Here is a 4,211-nt window from a genome sequence, read left to right on the forward strand (position 1 = left end):
CTGAAAACACCTAAATACAGGGAAATAAATCAAATTCCAACCTAAGTCATTGATCTATAACTAGAGGTTTACTGCATCGGTTTTCCGAAGAAATCCCAGATAAACTCTCTTTCAAGCCTAAGAGAAGCAGAGCTTAAAGCACAAAATAAACCTAAGCCATTGTTTTATAACTATAGGTTTGTTGCATCGGTTTAAAGCAGGGTATATAGGTTTGCTGCATCGGTTTGAGTGATTGACAATGGTGAACAAGGATTGATACATCAGAACATACGTCAAATGGATAAAAAACAGTCTAATATCACAACTTATTTCATAAAATACAAAAATCACCTGTGAGCAACTGAGGTAAATAGACCGAAAAACCCTATAGGTTTAGTGCATCGGTTTAAGAAAAATAGTGAAAACTCCGATATTACAATCATAAACGCACGAGGAGGCGTTTGTAACTGTGCGTTCTTAGTTCTTCTTACTACCCAACATCAACTGTGTTGATATGAGACACATGATCATTACATAATCTTTGCCCCTTAATCTTAATGTGTATATTATCTCAACTAATAAAACAAAAGGATTAGCTGTTTAGTTATTAACTAATACGGCTTGGCAGGGAATAGTATGTCGTTATCAGATTACCAATCATTCATGACTCCATTACTGCAGTGCTTAGCTAACGGTAAAACCGTCAAGCTTAAAGACATTGAAGCAAGCGTTTATCAAAACCTCGGTTTATCAGTAGAGCAGCTTAAGCTACGTATACCTAATGGTAAACAAACCTATGCCTACCATCGCTTGCAATGGGCTAAAACATACTTAGTTAAAGCAGGGTTAATTGAGCAACCTAAAAGAGCCTTTTGTACCATTACGAGCAAAGGTTTATCTGCGTTAGCAACAGGTGAACAAATCAATAACCAGTATTTAAGCCAATATCCTGAGTTTTTAGACTTTAAAACCCGCACTAAAGATACTAGTGACTCACTAGACGAAAACACCACCAGCTTAGTAAATAGCAACTCACACAAAACACCCGAAGAGCTGATAGAAGCAGCGGTAGATACACTCAACACTAACTTAAGCGACGAAATACTACAGGCCGTGCTTTCGGCCTCCCCTGCGTTTTTTGAAAACCTTGTAGTCGATTTAATGCTAGCTATGGGCTATGGCGGCTCACGTAAAGATGCAGGGCAAGCTACTCAGTATACTCAAGATGGTGGCATTGATGGCGTAATAAAAGAAGATAAACTCGGCCTCGAAATGATATATTTACAGGCTAAGCGCTACACCAATAAAACAGTGGGTAGAGCAGACATACAAGCCTTTGCGGGCGCACTTGATATGCACCGCGCTAAAAAGGGCGTATTCATCACCACCAGCGGCTTTAGTAAAGATGCACTGGAATATGTAGGCTTAATAGAAAAGCGCATAGTGCTTGTAGATGGTAAACAACTTACAGAGCTAATGCTTACTCATAACTTAGGCGTTAGCACCAAACAAGTATTTGAAGTAAAAGCGCTCGATAGCGATTACTTTTTAGAAGATTAACACGCACGTGCAGTGCGTATGTAGAAGCTCTACACAACTAATTAAGAGATTAGATTAATGGTTCACCAACACCAGCAAGAATTAAAAAAACAGCTTTGGAATATTGCTAATAGTTTACGTGGCAACATGTCGGCTGATGACTTTCGTGATTACATACTTGGGCTTATTTTTTATAAATACCTGTCTGATAAGCTCAATACCTATGCTGATCAGCTACTAAGTGAAGACGGTATTGTATTTGCTAAAATTGACGAAACTACAGCAGAGGGACAAGAGTACTTAGAAGCTGTAAAAGAAGAGGCACTTGATAAGCTAGGCTACTTTTTAAAACCTGCAGAGCTTTTTCATGTACTTGCTGAGCGCGGTTCTAACGATAAGTTTATACTTGATGATGTAACCAGCGTGCTTAACCATATTGAGCAAAGTACTATGGGCGTAGACAGCGCTGATGACTTTAACGGTTTGTTTGATGACCTAGACCTAACCTCTAACAAGCTAGGTAAAACACCGGATGCGCGTAATAAGTTAATAGCCAAAGTATTGGAGCACCTTGATAACATCGACTTTCACCTAGAAAGTAGCGAAATAGACATACTAGGCGATGCTTACGAATACCTTATTGGTATGTTTGCTAGTGGCGCGGGGAAAAAAGCAGGTGAGTTTTATACGCCGCAAATGGTATCTAAGTTACTAGCAAAATTAGTCACCTTAAATAATCCGCACATTAAATCGGTTTACGACCCAACCTGTGGCTCGGGCTCATTGTTGTTACGTGTTGCAAAAGAGGCTAATAACCCTGATTTAAAATTTTACGGGCAAGAGCAAAACCCAAGTACCTATAACTTAGCGCGTATGAACATGATTATGCACGACGTGCATTACACTAAGTTCGACATTCAAAACGACGACACGCTAGAAGTTCCCGCACATCTTGAGCAGCGCTTTAGTGCCGTGGTAGCTAACCCGCCATTTTCGGCGGACTGGTCTGCCAACCCGCTACACATGAATAACGAGCGCTTTGCCGATTACGGCAAGCTGGCACCAAAAGGAAAGGCCGACTTTGCTTTTGTACAACACATGATCCACCAGCTTGACGACAACGGTACAATGGCAGTGGTGTTACCGCACGGCGTGTTGTTTCGTGGTGCTGCCGAAGGGCATATACGTAAACACCTTATTAAAGAAAAAAACTACCTTGATATGGTAATAGGCTTACCTGCTAATATATTTTTTGGCACGTCTATTCCTACCTGTGTATTGGTACTAAACAAACACCGTAAAACCGACGACAACGTATTGTTTATAGACGCCAGTAATCACTTTGAAAAAGGCACTAACAACAACGTAATGCGTGAGGAAGATTTACAACGCATTTTAGATGCCGTAAGCAAACGCGATTTTATTGATAAATATGCTTTTACTGCCACGCAAGCTGATTTAGCAGAGAACGACTACAACCTCAATATTCCGCGTTATGTAGATACCTTTGGAGATGAAGAGGTTGTTGATTTAAGTGAGGTTGCAAAGCAATTGCTTGCAAATGATAAAGCGATGCTTGAAACAGATAAAACAATTGCAGGTTTTTGTGATGAATTAGGTATTGAAGTGCCATTTGAGGTGTGTGAATGATACCGGCATTAAGGTTTAGCAAATTTAAATCTGAGTATTTACCTAAAATTATTGATGAAATCGCAAAAGTTACTTCCGGTGGGACACCTAGTAGGGCGAAAGCTGATTATTGGAATGGTCATATTCCTTGGGTCACAACTTCACAAATAAATTTTAAAGATATTACAGCGGCAGATGAGTACATTACAGATTTAGGCTTAAAAAAAAGTTCTGCAAAATTATTTCCAAAGGGAACCATACTACTTGCATTATATGGACAGGGGATAACCAGAGGCAGAGTCTCAGTTTTAGAAATAGAAGCTACAACAAACCAAGCATGCGCGGCTATTATTTTGGAGTCAGAAGATGTAAATACAAGATTTACTTTTTACTATTTACAATCTAAGTATGAAGACATCCGAAATCTAGCAAATGATGGTGGACAAAAAAATCTAAGCGGTGGGTTAGTTAAAAGCCTCTCAGTGGTGTTACCTTCAGATGTTATGGAACAAGCTGAGGTTGCTGACTTCCTCACTTCCGTAGACACTAAAATCAGCCAGTTAAATGAAAAGCATTGCTTATTAAAAGACTATAAAAAAGGCGTAATGCAACAAATTTTCAGACAACAAATTCGTTTTAAAGACGATGATGGAAACGCTTTTCCTGAATGGGAAGAAAAGTTGTTAGGTGATATAGCCACTTTTACAAAAGGTAAGAGTATATCGAAAGCTGATATATCAATTGATGGTATAACTCCCTGTATTCGTTATGGTGAACTGTATACTACTTACGGTGAGGTTATAGAATCAGTTGTTTCTGCAACAAGTTTACCGATAAAAAGTTTACTTTTTAGTAAAGCAAATGACGTTATAGTCCCATCATCAGGTGAAACTCAATGGGACATTGCAACCGCAGCATGTGTAAAGTTAAGTGGTGTAGCTTATAGCGGTGATCTAACTGTTATACGGACTCCGTTAAATGGAGTTTTTTTATCTTATTATTTTAACTCGGCCAAGAAGCGAGAAATAGCTTCATTATCTCAAGGTAGTTCAGTAATTCATTTC

Annotated in this window: 3 protein-coding genes; all 3 read left to right on the plus strand. The window is 39.0% G+C overall.

Features of this window, described 5'->3' with window-relative positions; genetic code table 11:
• Positions 1–615 precede the first annotated feature (615 nt).
• The gene (locus ACT3RM_RS17005; RefSeq protein WP_086958092.1) at positions 616–1,539 is read left to right on the plus strand and encodes a restriction endonuclease; all 924 of its coding nucleotides are present in this window, start codon (positions 616–618) and stop codon (positions 1,537–1,539) included.
• Positions 1,540–1,596: 57 nt separating this feature from the next.
• Complete coding sequence (locus ACT3RM_RS17010; protein WP_444511452.1) at positions 1,597–3,168, plus strand: type I restriction-modification system subunit M; 1,572 nt, start codon at positions 1,597–1,599, stop codon at positions 3,166–3,168.
• Positions 3,165–4,211 (plus strand): restriction endonuclease subunit S (locus ACT3RM_RS17015; protein ID WP_444511453.1); only part of this gene is annotated, 1,047 nt, incomplete at its 3' end. The genes ACT3RM_RS17010 and ACT3RM_RS17015, both read left to right, overlap by 4 nt.

Source organism: Pseudoalteromonas sp. AOP7-A1-14, from assembly GCF_052376275.1.
Taxonomy (GTDB): Bacteria; Pseudomonadota; Gammaproteobacteria; order Enterobacterales; family Alteromonadaceae; genus Pseudoalteromonas.

Excerpts from the sequence above, each read along its gene's own strand:
- ACT3RM_RS17005 (WP_086958092.1), top strand. The coding sequence starts at position 616 with ATGTCGTTATCAGATTACCAATCATTCATGACTCCATTACTGCAGTGC.
- ACT3RM_RS17010 (WP_444511452.1), top strand. The coding sequence starts at position 1,597 with ATGGTTCACCAACACCAGCAAGAATTAAAAAAACAGCTTTGGAATATT.